Annotated in this window: 17 protein-coding genes; 5 read left to right on the forward strand and 12 right to left on the reverse strand. The window is 43.3% G+C overall.

What is annotated here, in order from left to right; translation table 11 throughout:
* Positions 1-111: 111 nt before the first annotated feature.
* On the forward strand, positions 112-690 hold the full coding sequence (locus tag ABE28_RS19945; RefSeq protein WP_064462779.1) for a TetR/AcrR family transcriptional regulator: 579 nt from the start codon (positions 112-114) through the stop codon (positions 688-690).
* Between the two features lie 166 nt (positions 691-856).
* Here ABE28_RS19945 and ABE28_RS19950 read toward each other — a convergent pair whose 3' ends face one another.
* Together ABE28_RS19950 and ABE28_RS19955 are read right to left on the reverse strand one after the other, a co-directional pair.
* The gene (locus tag ABE28_RS19950; protein ID WP_064462778.1) at positions 857-1,084 is read right to left on the reverse strand and encodes a hypothetical protein; all 228 of its coding nucleotides are present in this window, start codon (positions 1,082-1,084) and stop codon (positions 857-859) included.
* Positions 1,085-1,183: 99 nt separating this feature from the next.
* Positions 1,184-1,840 (reverse strand): hypothetical protein, encoded by a 657-nt coding sequence (locus ABE28_RS19955; protein WP_064462805.1) that lies wholly within the window; start codon positions 1,838-1,840, stop codon positions 1,184-1,186.
* A 673-nt stretch (positions 1,841-2,513) separates the two neighbouring features.
* Between ABE28_RS19955 and ABE28_RS19965 the strand changes: the two genes are divergently transcribed.
* Positions 2,514-2,723, forward strand: coding sequence for a hypothetical protein (locus tag ABE28_RS19965; RefSeq protein WP_064462776.1), 210 nt, complete (start codon positions 2,514-2,516; stop codon positions 2,721-2,723).
* A gap of 178 nt (positions 2,724-2,901) precedes the next feature.
* On the opposite strand, the gene ABE28_RS19970 is transcribed toward ABE28_RS19965, so the two are convergent.
* The 4 genes from ABE28_RS19970 to ABE28_RS19985 form a co-directional block, all read right to left on the reverse strand.
* On the reverse strand, positions 2,902-3,564 hold the full coding sequence (locus tag ABE28_RS19970; protein WP_064462775.1) for a lytic polysaccharide monooxygenase: 663 nt from the start codon (positions 3,562-3,564) through the stop codon (positions 2,902-2,904).
* A 196-nt stretch (positions 3,565-3,760) separates the two neighbouring features.
* Positions 3,761-4,720: an ABC transporter permease gene (locus tag ABE28_RS19975; RefSeq protein WP_064462774.1), complete on the reverse strand. Its 960-nt coding sequence runs from the start codon at positions 4,718-4,720 to the stop codon at positions 3,761-3,763.
* Positions 4,717-5,649: an ABC transporter ATP-binding protein gene (locus tag ABE28_RS19980; protein ID WP_064462773.1), complete on the reverse strand. Its 933-nt coding sequence runs from the start codon at positions 5,647-5,649 to the stop codon at positions 4,717-4,719. Before ABE28_RS19980 ends, ABE28_RS19975 begins: the two co-directional genes overlap by 4 nt.
* A gap of 1,183 nt (positions 5,650-6,832) precedes the next feature.
* Positions 6,833-7,483: an HAD family hydrolase gene (locus tag ABE28_RS19985; RefSeq protein WP_180320019.1), complete on the reverse strand. Its 651-nt coding sequence runs from the start codon at positions 7,481-7,483 to the stop codon at positions 6,833-6,835.
* A gap of 341 nt (positions 7,484-7,824) precedes the next feature.
* On the opposite strand from ABE28_RS19985, the gene ABE28_RS19990 reads away from it, so the two are divergent.
* A complete protein-coding gene (locus ABE28_RS19990) occupies positions 7,825-8,622 on the forward strand; it encodes a peptidoglycan-binding protein (RefSeq protein WP_064462771.1) in 798 nt (265 codons plus the stop codon).
* A gap of 92 nt (positions 8,623-8,714) precedes the next feature.
* On the opposite strand, the gene ABE28_RS19995 is transcribed toward ABE28_RS19990, so the two are convergent.
* Entirely contained in the window at positions 8,715-8,894 is a 180-nt protein-coding gene (locus ABE28_RS19995; RefSeq protein ID WP_064462770.1) for a VOC family protein, read from the reverse strand.
* A gap of 19 nt (positions 8,895-8,913) precedes the next feature.
* The gene (locus ABE28_RS20000; protein ID WP_064462769.1) at positions 8,914-9,930 is read right to left on the reverse strand and encodes a phosphotransferase enzyme family protein; all 1,017 of its coding nucleotides are present in this window, start codon (positions 9,928-9,930) and stop codon (positions 8,914-8,916) included.
* A gap of 275 nt (positions 9,931-10,205) precedes the next feature.
* Between ABE28_RS20000 and ABE28_RS20005 the strand changes: the two genes are divergently transcribed.
* On the forward strand, positions 10,206-10,655 hold the full coding sequence (locus ABE28_RS20005) for a YfmQ family protein (protein ID WP_064462768.1): 450 nt from the start codon (positions 10,206-10,208) through the stop codon (positions 10,653-10,655).
* A gap of 184 nt (positions 10,656-10,839) precedes the next feature.
* On the forward strand, positions 10,840-11,286 hold the full coding sequence (locus ABE28_RS20010) for a DUF4279 domain-containing protein (RefSeq protein ID WP_064462767.1): 447 nt from the start codon (positions 10,840-10,842) through the stop codon (positions 11,284-11,286).
* Positions 11,287-11,619: 333 nt separating this feature from the next.
* On the opposite strand, the gene ABE28_RS20020 is transcribed toward ABE28_RS20010, so the two are convergent.
* The 4 genes from ABE28_RS20020 to ABE28_RS20035 form a co-directional block, all read right to left on the reverse strand.
* Positions 11,620-12,669: an aldose epimerase family protein gene (locus tag ABE28_RS20020; RefSeq protein ID WP_064462765.1), complete on the reverse strand. Its 1,050-nt coding sequence runs from the start codon at positions 12,667-12,669 to the stop codon at positions 11,620-11,622.
* A gap of 16 nt (positions 12,670-12,685) precedes the next feature.
* On the reverse strand, positions 12,686-14,173 hold the full coding sequence (gene galT / locus ABE28_RS20025; RefSeq protein WP_064462764.1) for a UDP-glucose--hexose-1-phosphate uridylyltransferase: 1,488 nt from the start codon (positions 14,171-14,173) through the stop codon (positions 12,686-12,688).
* A gap of 56 nt (positions 14,174-14,229) precedes the next feature.
* Positions 14,230-15,402: a galactokinase gene (locus tag ABE28_RS20030; protein WP_064462763.1), complete on the reverse strand. Its 1,173-nt coding sequence runs from the start codon at positions 15,400-15,402 to the stop codon at positions 14,230-14,232.
* Positions 15,403-15,481: 79 nt separating this feature from the next.
* Entirely contained in the window at positions 15,482-17,284 is a 1,803-nt protein-coding gene (locus ABE28_RS20035; RefSeq protein ID WP_064462762.1) for a glycoside hydrolase family 2 protein, read from the reverse strand.
* Positions 17,285-17,455: the final 171 nt, after the last annotated feature.

The following is a 17,455-nucleotide window of genomic DNA, read 5'->3' on the forward strand; positions in this document are numbered from 1 at the left end:
ATGTACAGAAATCTTTGCCGTTTGTCAAAAGTTTTTAAATATAATCGATTATGTTTAAAAACTACCCGTTATATGTCATAATACTTGTATCAACGAATAAGAGGGAATGTCATGAACAAATATGAAATCAGAACGCAGAAGAAGAAAGACGCCATCATCCAAGCGGCTCTAGACCTCTTCCGGGATAAGGGATACACCAACGTCAGCATCAATGAAATCGCCTCCCTTTCAGGCGTATCCTCGGTTTCCATTTATAACTATTTTGGCAATAAAGAAGGGGTAATCAAGGAGTGTGCGCGAGTTCTTATGCAGGAAGCAACACAGCTGGTGAACGATTTGCTTCTAGAAAACATTAGCTTCAAGGAAAAGCTGCTGCGGGCGGTTTCCATTTGTGCCGAGAAGCCACACCAGCTCCTCGAAGAATACTTCTCACAGGAAGCGCTGCACGATGCCGTTTTTGTCGATTTATTTAAAGAAAGTGCGGGTGAAATCCAGAGAGATATATTGCAAGTATTTATCGAATCCGGAAAACGGGAAGGGACAATCGATGCCTCCATTTCCACGGAAGCAATCATGGAGTTTCTTGATGCCGTCGCGAGCCTGCAGGCAAACTGGGAAACGAAAGAGGAGTATCAAACGAAAACGGCGGAGATCGGGAAGCTTATCCTTTACGGTTTGATAGGGCGTTAAAGCACATGGCAAAGAAGAGGCCGCTATTAGGTGCGCCTCTTTGAAATCCATTATAGTAAATCAGAAAGCTGCGTCAGCCTAACCAGCTCCACATTCCCGAGGATGAATTGACACTCCTCCGCATTTTTACTGGCTAGTAAACTTTTGTCTTCACCTGTCCCTAGCTCTAACCAATGGACACCGTCTGCAAGACGGCTCGCAAATCTGCATAAGTTACCGAATGATGCAGTTTACATTCATACAGTACTTCAAACATTTCTTCAAACTTCAAATATTCTTCAGTTTCTGAGCTTGTTACTTTTTCAACAATGATATCAAATTTTTCTATAAACGGAGTTAAGTGTACCTTACATTCATCTTCGTCTTTTGCATGTACATGCAATCGTACCAGCATTCGTAACACCCTATTCTTATATTAAAAAAGCCAAATAAAGCCGCACCTATTACTGGTAATAACATAATAAATACCCGTTTTCCTTATCAAAAAGCACCACTACAACCATCTCATCCGTTCCCCTGATTTCATGATGATATCGATTTGATCCAGTTGCCCATTTATATGTTTTTCCTTCATCCCTGATACATCGATATCCATTTCTATTTTCAGTCGATTTCGCTCTTTTCCCCTTAAAATGACCATATAAGGAGATTCGGTGTTCATGAATGATACCAATTTCGAATCGTCTTTGTCATACCTGCCTATCAATTGGATCTTGAATTGGACATCTTTCTTGCTGTAATTCTCAAAAGGAAGCTCGCATACACCATGCAGCGTTGTTTCATCTTCCATATAAAAACGGCAAGTACTGGATTCGCGATCATAGGAAACGGCGTAAATGTCCGAGGCAAAATGCTTTTGATATGTATTCGCCAAAAAGTGAGGCGCAAACCAGGCTATGATGATGGCCAGCACGAAAAATCGGCCAGGATGCACTCCCACTGCTTGGACAAGGAAAAACAGGCTGATCAGCAATAGAATGACCGCCAATATCCCCACATATTGGAATCCATTTTCGGACTCGATCGGTATGCCAAACCTGATTGCAAGCGCAGCGCCGTATGGAACTTGATGCGGGAACGGGAAATTCAAAATGAATGACAGTATAAAAAAGATGAGTGCGAGATACAGATGTTTTCTTTTTTTTATCAATTGAACCACTTCTTTCTCTCTTCTTGGAACAATTCAGCCTACCTGCTACCAAATTGAATTCCCCAGTAATAAAATAATTCCGAAAATTTCTATCGGCCCTATTCCCTTAAAATATCCTTGTCCATACTTATACGATTAGAACTGGCTTAAGTTTCACTTTAATCCAAATTTTGTATGAATTTTCATTCTATAAAGGGACCTTTAGCCTCATTCCAATTATGGGGAATAATCCAGATGGATGACAGGAGGAGGATGGGAATACGGTCATAATGACGGGAGGGGTTTTCGGAGCGAAGTGAACATCGTCGTGCGCCGGGAGGCTAGTTTGAAAGAAGCTAAACAGGCACAGCACATCCTGCCCCGCATGCAAGAGTTTGTGATGTCTCAAGCGAGATTGAACGGATCTCCTATTGGAATGGGCACTGAATGTTTTAGTGAACACTGCAGGCAAGACAAGGAGGACTGACGAGATCATCAAAAGGAGCTGGCGACTAATCTTGAAGCGCCCATGCATGTAACGACTCTTTTCCTGCCGCATTTGATGCAAAGAACAACGGCAGCCTTGATCCTCCAGTTTAGCTTTGACACCTGGTACATGGGTGCCCTATCTATAGTGCAACCAAAGCTGAGATTCACTCATTTACGGTTTCCTTAAGACTGGACCCATGTAAACGTGATTGAGGTTTTACCGCCTGCAGTCAATACCGATCTTGGCGTTGTTGGCCTCCATACCTTCGGCGTTCCCTTGAATGACTTTGCCGATGCTGTCTTTAACGAATTGGAAAGCGGCAAGGAGAACCGCCTACATGCGACCAGGAATGAGTTCGACGAAGTGACCCGGCAAGCTTGGAAGGCTTCAAACGTAAAAGTCCGGATTTTTTGAGCGACTGACTCATGAAGATTTCAGGGAGGGTCCAATGCGAATGCCCCCTCCCATACTGTTAGAATACTATTCTTGCAAACGAAAAAAGACTGCAGCGCAGTCTTTATCTCGAATAAATTATTCTTTATTTCAAGAGATATTACTTACACGAATACCTCCCTATTGCTTCCCCGTTAAATTAAAAGGTCGGGATGGACGAATGATAATTGGTAGCCGAAATCGACGTGCCTCCAACATTCGTTCCGCTAAATTGAACATCTATCGCGTTGTAGAAGGCATTCACCGTATCCGCGACATCCCATACCGCAAAGATGACGTGATATCCAGTCCGCTGCGGCACGACCACTTGATGGTTCACTTTATTGGACGGTCTTGCTCCATTATCATTTTTTTCATAGAAAGGGACCAGTTCCAATTGATCTCTTGTAAGCGGCTTATTCGGATTCCAATTTTGCTTCGTGATATAATAATGCCATTTCGCTGTCGAATGCATGGCGGTTAAATTCCAGGTGAAGGTTTGCGGACCGCTTTGAATGGCATTTTTGCTCCAGCGTGTCGCTGTTTGTTCATCAAGGACGCCGCCAAATAAACCGCCTGCCGATGCAAGCTTGCCATCAGGAATGCTCGTACCCGGAAAACCTTTGTGGCCCTCCAAGCTTTGCGGTTCATACATGATCGATCCACAATTCTTATTCACCTGCTCTTTGCAAAGCAACGACCGTGATTTTGGCGACTCGACATATCCATGAGCAGAGGCGAAATCATTTGCACCGACAATGGACAACCCAAGAACTAACGAAGTACTGAAAAGAAAGCGCTTTAAACTTTTCGAACCTTTCATCTTTACAACATCTCCCTCATCATTTTCCTACATAACATGTAGTATATAAACATTATAATGTTTATACCTTTGTTTTTTAAGGGCAATATGTCCTATTTATACAGATAATTACAAATATTCAATTTAAATGGTTTTTTTCACGCCTGCGATTCCAATAAAAAAATCCGGAACCCCTAATGGATTCCGGTCAACGCAATCAATTCGTAATATCTTTTTTCTGGAAGAAGAAGAATGTCAGTGCTAAAAATACGAGATAATAGACGACTAACACACCCATGGAAAAACCAAGTGTAGCTCCATCGAACATCTCCATCGTTCCCGAGATGTACCCTCTTAAATCAAGGTGAGGGAATAAGACGAATTTTAACCACTCGTATTTCCCGATGAAGGATTGAATGATCATATTTAATGTCGAAGATGCAAATAAGATGAAGATCGATATCCCCACTGCGAGCGCTTGATTCTTAAATAACGTGCTTAACATGAACGCAATCGTCGTGATGACCAGGAATCCCGGTATCCAATAAACGATCATGTCTTTGAAATAGGTGCCGACCACCACTGTACTGAAGCTTCCGAATGCTGTCGGGTCGAGCATCTTGTCTGAATAGGAACCATTGCCAAAGAATATGATTCCGATCAGGTAACTGAAAACCACTAGGCTCACAAGCAATAAAGCGGCAAATAACAACGAAGTGATATATTTGGAAAGAAGGATCTTCCAGCGTTTATAAGGCCTGATCAGCAGTTGCTTTATGGTGCCATCCGAAAATTCAGAGGAAACCATCGAGCTGCAGACGATCACGACGAATAACGTTACGAATGATGTCAGCGATACTGTATACTCTGCCATATAGGTCCAGTTCGTGCTTAAGTCAGGGTCGATATTGGCAGCTAACAGTTGCTTATTGGTGTCGATCTCGTCCATGATAGCGGCCTTTTCATCTTCACCGATATCTTTGGCTTTCAATGCTTTTTCCTGTTCTTGTATGTCCGCTTTTACCTCCTGCTTCCAATCCTGGCCGGACTCCTCCGGGCTAAGCTTCATGTCGATGATTGCCGTTACAAGAGCTGCCACCAAAAGAAAAGCGATGAATATATAAGTCGATACTTTAGAAAAGATTTTCATCCATTCATTTTTCACTAAGGATATCATACAGACTCCCTCATTTCCTGCTCGGTAATTTCAAAGAATTTATCTTCCAATGATTTTCTCGTGATGCCAATTTCATAAACATCCAGTTCATTTCCATTCAATAGCCTGTTTATCCGGGCCGTTTGTTCACGTGTCGCGGTCACGGAAATCGTACTCGCATCGAATGAAAGAATTGGGATTTCCGCAAACTGTTCCTGAAGGATCTTATTGGCTAACTCCCCATCATTGACAGCAAAGGAAACTTGATGAATCGTTTCCGCTTTTTCATCGATCATATGCTCTTTCGTATGTATCAGTTTTCCTTTTTCGATGACGGCGAAACTATCACACATCAATTGCATTTCCGATAGCAAATGGGAGGATATCAGTATTCCGACTCCCTCACTTGCCAGTAGCTTCAAATGATCGCGAAACTCGCGGATCCCCTGCGGATCCAAGCCGTTCGTCGGTTCATCGAAGATCAGTAACGACGGTTTATGCAGGATGGCCTGTGCCACACCAAGGCGCTGACGCATCCCCAATGAATAGGTTTTGACCTTCTTATCGATGGCATGCTCCAATTTCACAAGCTTGATGACCTCTTCTATTCGCTCATTCGATATGTCATTGGGAGACATGCGAGCATAATGGAGGATATTCTTCCTGCCTGTCATGTACTTATAAAACTCGGGGTTTTCGACGATGGCGCCCAATTGATTCATCGCGCCCTCGAAGTCTTTATCAAGATCGCTGCCATTGATCATCACAGAGCCGCCGGTACGGTTGATTAGACCTGTGATCATCCGGATGATCGTCGTTTTACCAGCTCCATTCGGACCGAGTAAACCGAATATTTCATTGTTTTTTATCTCGAAGCTAACATTGTCCACAATGGTCGCATTGCCAATTTTTTTGGTTAAGGATTGAACCTTAAGAACTGCATCAGACATATAGTACCTTCCTTTTTTAGTATTTTCCAAAATCACACATTCTCAACATTACCATATTATGCATATCATTACTATATTGATATTTTTCCAGTAACATCCCCTATAATCCGTTTCCTTTGCATACGTTATTAATGGAATTAAGTTTCATTTTTCCAGCAAAAAGTAAATTATAGCGCAGCACAAACAGAACCACAGAAGAAAAACAAAAAATGGTGGAAGTTTTGAAATTAAACTTTCACCATTTTTTAGTTGCTGTTTCTCACTTATATACTAAATGAAACATTTTATAGCATTTACTTTGATTAACTACCTGAAATTTAGATATAAATCTTCTATTATTATTTTTTCAGGTTTTCTTATCGGTGCAATACTCTCTAAAATTTTATTTACAGACCCAGATAATCTCATGGTTATAACTTGTTTTCTAGGGGGTTTTTTTATCGGAGAATACGTAATGATAAATAAATGGATAAAAAATCATAAGACCCATGGTTAACCAAGCTGGAAATGCGGCTAGACTGCATACGCTTAGTAGTGAGAGCCCATGGGCGGACCTCTCTAAAAAACTAAGAGCCTGCAGTGCAATGCAACGGGCTTTGTACAAATCCAACAACTGTGGGTAATGGTGTATAATCATAGATTTCATACAGAGTTGAATGAAACGATAGATGTCCTTCAATCTGCGGGCAATGGAAATGCCATTCTTATGTTCACACAAAGTGGAATGAAACGGAAGGCAGCGACACTCCTGCGGGAAATGCAACGGGCTTTGTACAAATCCAACAACTGTGGGTAATGGTGTTTAATCATAGATTTCATTCAGAGTTGAATGAAACGGTAGATGTCCTTCAATCTGCGGGCAATGGAAATGCCATTCTTATGTTCACACAAAGTGGAATGAAACGGAAGGCAGCGACACTCCTGCGGGAATTGCGCGTCTACTTGAGACCCCACAGGCTTTAGCCGAGGAGGCTCAAGGACCGCCCGCGGAAAGGGAGCGCCTGCAGTGCAATGCAACGGTCTATATATAAGCCCCCAATACTGTGGATTAAATTTTACTAGTTAACCCATCAGCTTCATATTGCTTTGCTCATGTGTGCATGAAAAAGATGAAACGAAAAAACCGAAGACTCTTTATATCTTCGGCGTTGGTTATTGGCAATACGTTAGCAATCGCCCCAGATCATTGCTCAATCTGTTTTATGACATCAGTCAGGCTTTTTTCCATCATGGAACGCAGGCGTAAATGATGATGTTCGAACGCTAAAGCCTCCGTCACGGGATTTGGAACGATTACACACTTCACTCCAGCTTTCAGAGCCGCTTGAAGCCCATTTAATGAATCTTCAAAGGCGATGGCCTCCGTCGGATCGACATTCAACACCTGAATTGCCTTAATATATAAATCAGGCGCAGGTTTAACCTTAGTCACTTCATCGCCCGTGATGATGGCCTCAAAATAGTGCAGCAGTCCAAGCTTCTCCAAATAAAGAGTGACCCACTCTTTGGATGAGCTGGAAGCAAGCGCAATTTTATATCCTGATTTTTTTGCTTCCTCTAAATATTCCTTAACGCCTTCACGGGCCACAGCAGCCTCCATCTTCCCTTCATGCAGGCTTTTTGCTCTCGTTTCAATCTCTTCGATATTGTATCTGTCGCCTAACTGTGATTTGAAAAACGCATTAAGTTCCGTATTATCCGTTCCGATGCATGTAACGAAATGCTCGAGAGGCAGATCGGCTTCATAAAAACCCATCGTTTCCTTATACGCTTCATACCAAGCGGTTTCCGTGTCTAAAATCAAACCATCAAAGTCAAAAATAACTGCTTTAATCATCATGGTTCCCTCCCCTTAGATTGCTTGAGGACAAAGCTCAGGCTCCTTACTTAAACGTACATGAATGAGTATCCATATTCAACTAAACCGACCTCTTCGTTCCCGGTTCACCAAGGAGGAAAAGGATTCTAGAATATCCTTTCCTTCTTGCTTCGATCGAATGCACCATCCCCGTAACTAAGGATATCGTAGCCCTATCTCCGCCTCATTTCCCCCCCTTCGCCGTTACATGTTTTAACAGTTCCTTAGTGCCTTCGCGGTGTTTTTGCTTGCCTGCGCTAAAAAAAGTGATGGGGTACCGAATTGTATGACTGCAGGAAACAACGAGGAGGAAAAACATGAAGAACATTATAGTAACGATCCTAACGGCTTCTGTATTCATTCTAGGCGTTTGCATGCCAACAGAAAGCGAAGCCGCAGTCGGGAATCGCACCCTTTCAATGGGTATGAGTAATAGTGATGTAAAAGAACTGCAGGAATTATTAATGACCAAAGGGGTCTTCCCTTATCATGAAGAGACAGGGTATTACGGACCGATCACTAAAGCATCGGTTAAGAAGTTCCAGGTGAAAACTGGATTGAAGGCCGATGGTATAGCAGGAGCAAAAACGAATCAAAAAATACAGGTGTTGCGAAGCGGGGATATGGGACGGCCAGTAGCAGATCTGCAAAGGTTATTGAAAGCATGGAATGTCTACACTTCAACAATCGATGGCATCTATGGCAATGGTACAAAGCAAGCCGTTTTGACCTTTCAAAAACAACACGGTTTATCGGCCGATGGCATAGCCGGAGCACGGACCTTCAGTAAATTACAGGCAAAGGCCAATTTAGCGGGATCATCCGTTAAGGAGCTGACGGTGACCAGTACAGCCTATACAGCGAGCTGTTCAGGATGCTCGGGCACGACCCGAATGGGCGTCGACCTAAAAAAATATGATGACGCGAAACTGATAGCCGTCGATCCGAATGTCATTCCGTTAGGCTCCATCGTCGAAGTCGAGGGCTACGGACAGGCCATCGCAGCAGACACGGGCGGAGCGATCAAAGGAAACAGAATCGATGTTTTCATCGCAAAGGAAAATGATGCGTTAACATGGGGAAGAAAGCAAGTGAAGGTGAAAATCATCAAATGATCGATTGCTGATTCATCATATGAATCAGGTACATAACGAAAAGGGCTGGCATGGGGTATCGTTTCCCTGCCTGCCCTTTTTTCTTTTGCTGATCACACCAGCTTATACATCAAAATGTCATCCACGATTTGCGCTTCGCCTAATGAAAGAAAGGCGAATTTATTTTCCACTCGCTCATATTCCAAATGAAACCCCAAAACATCAAGATAAAATTTTTTCGATTCACTAATATTCGCTACGGATAATTCCGGTACTAGTGCCTTGTATTTCATGCCTGCTCAATCCTCCACATCATCGTCCCCCATGTGATATCACGTTCAAATCGAATTGAACGATCGGGCGGTTTTCGATTATTCTCTTTTCTATTGTTGAAACCGCTTTGTTCCATTCACGATCTTGATTCATAAAATCATATTTTTTATGGAAGAAGTTATATAACGTAAGATCTCTTACCTTCAAAAACAAAGGAATGGTTTCGTAATCAGCACGTGTCAGTATATTTTCCGTCTCATATCCTTTCATGAATTCCCTCATGAATGTGGCCGCATATCCATCCAGGTCTTCCACGCCCTCGCGCTCCAAGCTCCACATCAAATAATATAAAGGGATGGCCAGGTCGCTGGCGAACCAGTGATTGGAGCAGTCATCAAAGTCAAAGACGTGAATCCTGCCCTCGTGATAATGGAAATTCCCGTGATGAATATCGGAATGAATCAAGCCGAAGTTATCGCGGTTAACTGCTAGACCGTTTAATTCCCTTAGGATGATGTCTTGCTGGCGCACCACTTGTTCCGGAGCATCCGCTTGATAGTGTGCAGCATCCAATAATTCCTCTTCCTGCCAATCCATCCTTTGATAAGCTTTTTCCGGTATGTAGTCTTTTGTTTTTTGATGCAGCTGACCTATCGTTTTTCCCCACACATAAAATAAATCTCCATTGTGATTTCCATCCACTAGCTTCACTCTCGCACCCGGGGCTTTTTCGAACAGGCAGCAATGAAAATCCGACCCATCAAGACCCTTTACCGTTTCAATCAGGTTATTTCCCTTTGAAGGAATAACCTTCGGAATCGCGCACCCATTAGTTTGGAGATACTCCATCCACTTTAGCTCAGCCAGCACTTGATGCTTCGCGCGATGTGATTGATGGGTCAACCTTAGAATGTATGGCGTGCCATCGCGATTAACCTCAAATACATAGTTCTCGGCATCGCCCAGTTTAACCGGATTTTCTGTGTTCACTTGAAAAAAACGCCCGGCCGACTCCACCATTTCAGCCGTGAAAATCCGCTCTATCGACTCTTCCAATTCCTTCACTCCCTTTATGATCCATAAACGGTGAAATAATCTCACCTTATTTGCTTATACGATATCAAGGGTCTATTTCCCTTTATTTGCCTATTGTTATTTTTCAAAGTCGACACAAGGTTTTCAGAAATGATCGGACACACCGATACAAATGTGTACAAATTAGCAATTTTCCTTGTTTCATAGGAAAAACTTCGAGAGCCTTTGTGCTCCGAGATACACTATCATGCTATCATCAAGTCATAATCATAATTTAGCATGTAAGGAGAAAATAGATGACAACGACCGCGATAATCATTACCATCATTCTTAGTATCATTAAGCTATTGGCGTCCTGTCTTCCAACCAGTACAGTGAATTGGATTCTTAAGAAATTCGAACTTCATTTCGAACTCGACCAAGCCAATACAAGCTTAACCATCCAAGGAAAACACTTGGAGGGTGAAGACAAGCTTCGTGTTATAAACTATTATAACGAGGCGAAATTCTTAAAGAAAAAACATATTTTCCCCGGTAATGAACGATTGTTTTTGCAACCAGAGGATAATGGAACTCCATTAGTCTTTGAGACGAAACAAGGGAAAAAAGATATAAAGTTGCATGTCTTCATATACAATGACCACATCGACGTAGTCAAACAATACAAAAAGAAACTAGCTGCGTATACCTTGTCTTCCGATTGCCTCCAAGAACGTTCTATGCAGTTAAGCAGCGATTTAGCTTAAAGTTCGTAAATGATAGACTACTAACAAGCTCCCGTTTGAACTAAGTTTCACTTCAAAACGGGAGCTTGTTCATTTTGCTTCAACTTATTAAGTCAGCCTAATTTCTTACGATCGGGGGAGGTTCTTTAAAGAAGAATGATATAATGATTTCAAATAAAGGGAAACGATCGGAGTTAATTAATAGATGAAAAAAACTCAAGTAATGGTGTATTTCAGTTTGTTTGGAGATGATTTTCCAATAGATGAAGTAACCAAAAGCTTAGGCATTACCCCTACGCTGACCTATAAAAAAGGTGACATCATTCCTCGGCATAACTCTTTAAACTCTTTACAGCCCCACTACCGAAAAGAAACTGCTTGGGATTTAAGTAGTGGTTACCAGGAGTCCTATGATGTAACGGAACAAATGGACCAAGTATTTGTGCCATTAAAAAATCAGGCAGCGGTGATCAATCAATTAAAGGAGAACTATCATTTGCAATGTAAATTCTTCATCGTAATAAAAATGGAAAACGGGCATTCGCCTGGTTTATATCTAGATAATGAACAAGTCGATTTCGCCAGCAAGGTAAAGGCCGGGTTTGATATTGATTTGTATGCAAACCCTTATAACGACAGCTTTGACGACTAATCCAAGAAGATAGGGAAGGTTTATTAAAGCAGGGATTGAAAAAAAAAGAAGGCATAGCTCAACAAGAAGAAGAATTAAGTCATCTGAAATTTTTCAACCCGCACCTTCCACGGGTATGGGGGTTTTGATTTAATTCTTTTAAGCTTTTGGAAGAATGGTTTGGAACGGAAGGCGCGACACCGCAGCCTGAGGCTTGAGGCTCACGGGCCGCCGCTGGATAAGGGAGCACCTGCAACGGTCCAAGTCCACCCCCTCCATAACTGCGGGCACAAGCGGTATTATCAACGTATTCATGCAGAATCAAGGTCCACACCGACTTCCATGAAAGGGAATTCAATCGATTAAGCCAAAACGCCACTTTGTTACAGAACTATACCGCTCTCCCTTATCCACAAGAGTCGTAGGGAACTGTGGATGATTGACCGCATCCGGGATCCCCTGCGTTTCCAAGCATAGCCCCAAATATTTTCCTGATTGCCTTCCGCGAATTCGAAAGTCATCTTCCAATAGATTGCCAGAATATAAAACGACCGCGGGCTGATTGGTTTCAATGATAAGTCTGCGCCCGCTTTCCTCGTCATCCAAAACGATGGCCGCTGCATCGCTCCCCCCTAACAGGAAAGGATGGTCATACCCGTTTCCAGCCAAGAGATTTTGCGGATGCTGAGATGTGATCCCGTCCTCGATGACACGTCCTTTGCGGAAATCGAATACAGTCCCCTCCACTTCCACAGCTTGACCAGTTGGTATCAAGCTTTCATCAAGCTCGAGGAATTGATCACTTTTTAACGTCAGCCGATGTAATTCGATTGAGCTTTTCAGATCACCGCTCAAATTAAAATACGTATGATTCGTCATGTTCAAAATGGTCCGCCGATCACTTTCCCCTTCGAGCGTAAGGATGATTTCATTATCGTTTGTAACCGTATAAACCACCGTCAGTTCAACCCTCCCAGGATACCCCTCCTCAAGATGCCCACTTGAATGGCTATAACGAAGACTGATTGAGTCGTCCCCTTCGGTGATGGATACATCCCAAACCACTTTATCAAAACCGTTGATGCCGCCATGCAGATGGTTGCCAAGATCGTTTTGGGCAAGCCTGTACGTTTTTCCCTCGATCATTAACATGCCTTGTTTAATCCGGCCGGCATGCCGTCCAATCACAGAGCCAAAATAAGGGGAATGCTTCTGATATTCGTCAACCGTATCAAAGCCGAGTACCACATTTCCCGATTTCCCATGACGGTCAGGAACTAAAATGCTCGTGATCGTACAGCCATAATTAAGACAGGTTACTTCCATCCCGCTATCATTGACTATCTTATGCTCCATGATTCGCTTTCCAGCCAGCTCCCCTATACATGCTTGAGATACCTTCATTCCATTTCCTCCCACACTATAAACTCAGGCAAAAACGGCGAAATGCCTTTTGACCTTGCAAATCCCTTTTGAATACACCGGAATCTTCCAACGTCCTGAGGAATTTAACACCCAATTCCTTTTGAAGGATGCCTTGAACGGTTTCCTTACTTATGCTTGCATCATATCGGGCCCTTATATCATCGGCCCATGATACATGGTATTCCTGCACGTTTTTCATTCCGCCCAACAAATAGGCTTCAATCTGCTCCAGCTCCATTTTCAGCCTAGCCGGAAGAACGGCCAGACCCATCACTTCAATCAAACCGATATTTTCTTTCTTTATATGATGCACATCACGGTGCGGGTGGAAGATTCCATCCGGATGTTCCGAATTCGTCCGATTATTCCTCAGTACAAGATCCAGCTCGAAATGACCATCCTTCAATCGTGCAATCGGCGTGACCGTATTATGGGGCGTCTCATCTGTATAAGCCCTTATTTCCACCTCTTCATCTGAATACAGCTTCCATTTTTCGAGGATGTTGGCAGCTGCATTCGTCAGCTCTTCCTTATTTTCACCGCTTAACCGAATGACAGACATCGGCCACTTTAAGGTATGGGCCATCACCTCAGGAAATCCCTCTACGTTGAAGCTACATTCTCTCGCTGCGTTTTCCATGGCGAATTCATATTGGCCGCCTTGATAATGATCATGGTTCAATATCGATCCTCCTACAATTGGGAGATCTGCATTGGAACCAATAAAATAATGCGGAAACTTCTCCACGAATTCCAGAAGCCTTGAGAAGGTTCCCTTGGTTATCCTCATGTCGCGGTGCTCTTCAGAAAGAACAATGCAATGCTCATTGTAGTAAACATATGGGGAAAATTGAAAATGCCATCGCTCATCCATTAATTCAAGCCGGATCGTCCGGTGATTCGAACGTGCCGGATGACCGATCCTCCCGCCATACCCTTCATTCTCGACGCAGAGGAGGCAGCGGGGATAGGAGATGGCTTGCTGTTTTTCTTTTTCCAGCGCGATTTGCCTTGGATCCTTTTCCGGCTTAGAGAGGTTGATCGTGATATCGAGTTCACCATATTGACTTTCCAATTTGTAGTTGATGTTCTTGTGGATATGCTTCATTTGAATATAATTGCTGTTCTGACTTAATCGATAAAAATATTCAGTCGCCGCTTTTGGGTCTTGATGATATTTGTCATAAAAGGTTCCATTCACCTCAGACGGTTTTTGCATGAGCACATTCATGATTTTACTGCCGAGGATTTCTTTTTGTATGTCGAGTTCACCAACGATGCCCTTTTCGCATGCATAAGCCACTATCTCTTCAAGCAAATCAGGAATGGCTGCGTGTTTCCGTACCTCTGCCGCATACGGGAATTCCTCCAACTGGAGGAGCGCCATGATTTGATTGCGACAATAAATTTCATCCTCTTTCACCAGCATATCGAGCTGAACCGCCTGATTCAGAAGTGTTTGAATAGCTACATATATCTCCATATGAACACTCCTTTGTTATTTTTTCATTTCCCATTTGTGCAGGGGCAGGCGAGCCCTCAAATTCGTTTCGTTCCATCTCCTATACTCGCTACATAAAAGTCGGCTTCATAACCAATTTTTTGCTTATATCCTTCACCGACCTCGGTGATGAAGGAATCCACCTCATTCGCATCGACCAAGGCTATCGCACATCCGCCAAAACCGCCGCCTGTCATTCTGGCTCCCACCGTTCCCGGCTGTGCCCAGGCTGATTCCACAAGGGTATCCAATTCAATCCCCGTGATTTCATAGTCCTTGCGCATGGATAGATGAGATTCGTTCATAAGATGTCCGAAGGTGCTTAAATCGCCTTCCTTCAGCGATTTCAAGGCTTTTTTCGTCCGGTTGTTTTCATACACCGCATGTTTGGCCCGCCTCTTCAACACATCGTCATCAATCAGGAATTGATTGGCTTCAAATTCCTCTTCCGTAAGATCGCCCAGGCTTTGAATATCCAGCTTCCTTTGCAAAAGCCGCAAAGCGTGCTCGCATTCCGAACGGCGTTCATTATATTTGGAGTCTGCCAGTTCCCTTCTCTTGTTGGAGTTGATGATGATGATTTTATGACCCCCGATATCCAGCGGGGCATACTCATATTCAAGTGTTTGGCAGTCAAGGAACATCCCGCAATTCACTTTCCCCATCCCTACGGCGAACTGGTCCATGATACCGCTGTTGACTCCAATGAAATCGTTCTCGACTTTTTGGCCAAGCTTGACAAGCTCAATGCGATCAATCCCCAGAGCATAGACTTCATTCAGGATGACCCCCATCAGCATTTCGAGGGATGCCGATGAGGATAGGCCTGCACCATTTGGAAGATTGCCAGATACATACATATCAAAACCAACAGGCAGTGATCCATACCTTTCCTGAATATAACGGATCATTCCTTTTGGATAATTGGCCCAATTATCTTCTGCAGCGAATTCCAATAGATCAAGCGAGAATTCGATCATGCCTATATTTGCGAAGTTTTTCGAGTAGACGCGAACGCGTCGATCTTCCCGCCGTTTTACAACACCATATGTACCATACGTGATCGCACACGGCAGCACGTATCCGCCATTGTAATCGGTATGCTCACCTATGAGGTTAATGCGTCCAGGCGAGAAGAAGGTGTGCACCGCCTGACTTGCCTCGATCGAAAAAACTTGTTGAAATTCACTTATTAACGTATTTTTGTCCATCGGCTCTCCTTTTTAATTCATTAATGAAATGAAAGACCAGCGCAAAGCCATTCACCCTCTGCCACTGGCCCTTTTTCTGTTACGAGATCGTCTCCGCATGCCACATATCATTGATTTCCTTTATCTTTTTCAAGTCACATTTCGGTTTTCGATCGTAAGTCAGAATCCCGTTGATTTCTTGCTCCACATCCGTTAGCTGGGTATAACAATATCCGTGAAGGACGTTGGAAGCATAGACCGCTTCCATTACCCTTCGGTAGTCCGCTACAAATTCTTCCTCATTTGCAACCGATGTATATCCCCACCCAGCATCTGCACCGGCTTTATAGCCGATACCGCCGAATTCTGTCAAAAGAATCGGTTCTCCTTGATGTGAAAACCCATCGGCATAAATTCTTCGCTTCGCTGGCATTGAAGCAACAGCTGCCTCTTTTGTTCCTAACTCAGCTTTGAACGCTTCATATTTACCCTGTTCTTCCTTCGTTCCGTGATTGTAATTATGGATGGCACAAATATCCGTTTTCGTAAGCTCCCACCCATCATTCGATATCACCAGTCTCGTTCCATCCAAGGAATGAAGGAGATGGTACATGGCCAACGAATGATGCTGCTGGTGGAGGTTTTCTTTTACATGTGGGATGCCCCAGCTTTCATTCAAAGGCACCCAAGCGACAATCGAGGGATGATTATAATCTCTTGCTACCATTTCCATCCACTCTTTCGTTAAACGGGCAACCGAATCGTTATTGAACGAAGGCGATGCCGCGCACTCTCCCCAAACAAGATAGCCTAGCTTATCCGCCCAATATAAAAACCGCGGATCCTCAGTCTTTTGATGCTTGCGACACCCGTTAAAGCCCATTTCCTTTGCCAATTCAATATCTTTTTTCAGGTCTTCATCCGTGGGAGCAGTAAGCAGACCATCCGCCCAATACCCTTGATCAAGAACAAGCTTTTGATAATAGGGCTTATTATTCAAATACACCATGCCATTTTCGGTATGGACCTTTCTCATCCCGAAATATGTTTGCACATCATCCAGTGATCTGTCATTGTCATCTTTCAATTTTATCGTTACATCAAAAAGGTTCGGGTTTTCCGGGGTCCAATTCCAGCCATCATGATGAAAGCCCGTTCTGAAAATTTTATGATTATAGAGGTTGAAGGTGCGGCTCGTATATCTTTCCATGATGAACACGGTATCCTTGACGATCCGTTCCCCTTGGAAGTTGATCTCGACGTCTACATGCTTTTCGCTATAGTCCCCAAAAATCTCAAACTCCATTTGAATATTTCCATGATCAATGTCCGGCGTCCATTTAAGGTTCCCCACACGCACTGGCTCGACTGGCTCTACCCAGACCGTTTGCCAGATTCCGGTCGTTCTCGTGTACCAGATTGAATCCGATTTCTCGAGCCAAAACTGCTTGCCTCGCGGGATCGTTTCATCAGTGGATGGATCCTCCGCCTTAACGACGACCGTTTCTTTCCCACCAGTCAAATACTCCGTTATATCATAGGTAAAGCTTGTATGACCACCTTCGTGGTAACCTGCAAACTGTCCATTCACATAGACCCATGACCGATAGTCCACCGCTCCGAAATGGAGGTGTATCCGTTTCCCCTTCCATAAATCAGAAATTTCAAAATGCCTTTTATACCAAACGATATCGTGAAGACTAGTATCTTCAATGCCGCTCAGCTTCGTTTGATAGGCAAAGGGAACTTGGATTTCCTTCTCAAAAACCGCGGCGTCCTGCGCATACCACTTTTGATCGGTACCAATCTTTTGATCATCAAAAGCAAAGGACCAGACCCCATTTAAATTGAGCCAATCTTTGCGAACGAATTGAGGTCTCGGATATTCCTGGCGATATGTCATTGCCTTCTCTCCCTATAAATGATTAATTTGATTATAAATAAAAGTCATCCCAATAATTGAAAGCGCCTACAATATCATTCTATATAAACAGTAAAATAACGTCAATAATTTTAGTAAAATTTTTATCAATCCTTTTTTCTAGAAATAGAAAAAAACCATGGAAGGAATCCA

It is taken from the genome of Peribacillus muralis, from assembly GCF_001645685.2.
Lineage (GTDB): Bacteria > Bacillota > Bacilli > Bacillales > DSM-1321 > Peribacillus > Peribacillus muralis_A.

Bases quoted from the DNA above. Each gene is read 5' to 3' on its own strand.
- ABE28_RS19945 (WP_064462779.1), top strand. From the start codon at position 112: ATGAACAAATATGAAATCAGAACGCAGAAGAAGAAAGACGCCATCATC.
- ABE28_RS19950 (WP_064462778.1), bottom strand. From the start codon at position 1,084: ATGCTGGTACGATTGCATGTACATGCAAAAGACGAAGATGAATGTAAG.
- ABE28_RS19970 (WP_064462775.1), bottom strand. From the start codon at position 3,564: ATGAAAGGTTCGAAAAGTTTAAAGCGCTTTCTTTTCAGTACTTCGTTA.
- ABE28_RS19975 (WP_064462774.1), bottom strand. From the start codon at position 4,720: ATGATATCCTTAGTGAAAAATGAATGGATGAAAATCTTTTCTAAAGTA.
- ABE28_RS19980 (WP_064462773.1), bottom strand. From the start codon at position 5,649: ATGTCTGATGCAGTTCTTAAGGTTCAATCCTTAACCAAAAAAATTGGC.
- ABE28_RS19990 (WP_064462771.1), top strand. From the start codon at position 7,825: ATGAAGAACATTATAGTAACGATCCTAACGGCTTCTGTATTCATTCTA.
- ABE28_RS19995 (WP_064462770.1), bottom strand. From the start codon at position 8,894: ATGAAATACAAGGCACTAGTACCGGAATTATCCGTAGCGAATATTAGT.
- ABE28_RS20005 (WP_064462768.1), top strand. From the start codon at position 10,206: ATGACAACGACCGCGATAATCATTACCATCATTCTTAGTATCATTAAG.
- ABE28_RS20010 (WP_064462767.1), top strand. From the start codon at position 10,840: ATGAAAAAAACTCAAGTAATGGTGTATTTCAGTTTGTTTGGAGATGAT.
- ABE28_RS20020 (WP_064462765.1), bottom strand. From the start codon at position 12,669: ATGAAGGTATCTCAAGCATGTATAGGGGAGCTGGCTGGAAAGCGAATC.
- galT (WP_064462764.1), bottom strand. From the start codon at position 14,173: ATGGAGATATATGTAGCTATTCAAACACTTCTGAATCAGGCGGTTCAG.
- ABE28_RS20030 (WP_064462763.1), bottom strand. From the start codon at position 15,402: ATGGACAAAAATACGTTAATAAGTGAATTTCAACAAGTTTTTTCGATC.
- ABE28_RS20035 (WP_064462762.1), bottom strand. From the start codon at position 17,284: ATGACATATCGCCAGGAATATCCGAGACCTCAATTCGTTCGCAAAGAT.